This is a genomic window from Methanoregula sp. (assembly GCF_049510175.1).
Lineage (GTDB): Archaea > Halobacteriota > Methanomicrobia > Methanomicrobiales > Methanospirillaceae > Methanoregula.
Map to the genome: position 1 here is coordinate 1 of NZ_JBEKZF010000039.1, position 1102 is coordinate 1102.

Below are 1102 nucleotides of genomic sequence, written 5' to 3' on the forward strand. Positions count from 1 at the left end.
TGACGAAGCGGCGTTCATGGACGCAGAAGTCCTATACGTCATTGACTCGCAGGTCGGGAAACGGGACGGTGACGGCTGGTACATCTCTACACCGAACGGACGAGGCATATTCTATGACTTATACTGTCGTGAACAACAGGACGAGACCTGGAAGAGTTTCCATTATACGACCTACGACAATCCGTTCTATCCCCGCGCTGTAATTGACCGGATGAAAGCAACCATGCCAGAGATCGTGTTCCGGCAGGAGATCCTAGCGGAGTTCATTGAAGGCGGTATTGTCTTCCCGCACCTTGCGGAGATTATGACCTCCGAATACCGCGATCCGATCCCCGGCCACGATTACATTACCGGCGCGGATATCGCCAGCACCAACGATTTCACCGTAATCAAGACATTTGATACGGCTGACAATCACGAGGTCCAGAGCGAACGGTTTACTTCCCGCGACTGGACCTATATCCGGCAGGCGATCTACGCGATCTGTAAGCAGTACAACAACAGCACCCTTATTATCGATAAGACGGGCGTAGGGGCCCCGGTAGTCGAAGATCTCATGAAGATGGACGCGCCGTATACCGGTGCTCCGAAACAAGGGTATCTGACCGTAGTACCAGTTATCTTCTCATCAGTCTCGAAACCGCAGCTTTATTCGAACTATATCATGGCGCACGAGAACCGGACGATCCGACTCCTGCCTGACCCGATCACCAAGAAAGAGCACGAAGATTTCATGATGACGCGGGGACAGGGAACCACTGGGTATATGAAATACAGCGCCCCGAAAGGCCGGAACGATGATACTGTAACAGCCTGCGCTCTGGCAGTCTGGGGTCTTGACCAGATGGCATCTTCGCAGCTTATCGGCACACCGGAGATCGTCAGTAAAGCCGAGCATGACGAGAATAACCCGTATAACATGGAAGAGGTGGCCGAGTGGGAACCGGAGGATGATGGCGGGCAGAAAGGTGTTGGCCGAGCCCATGACAAGATCGTGCTCAAGCGGTTCTTTGACCCGTCCACGAGCTACAAAGATCCTACCCGCGACACTGTTGAACGAAGTTAAAATTATGAACATAGTTTAACAACAACACAACTTTTT

General features: G+C 52.3%; 1 protein-coding gene. It reads left to right on the plus strand.

All coding sequences use genetic code 11. From position 1 onward, the window contains the following. On the plus strand, positions 1 to 1066 hold a 1066-nt coding region (locus tag ABSG49_RS12255), incomplete at its 5' end, for a terminase large subunit (protein ID WP_424026417.1). Positions 1067 to 1102 lie beyond the last annotated feature (36 nt).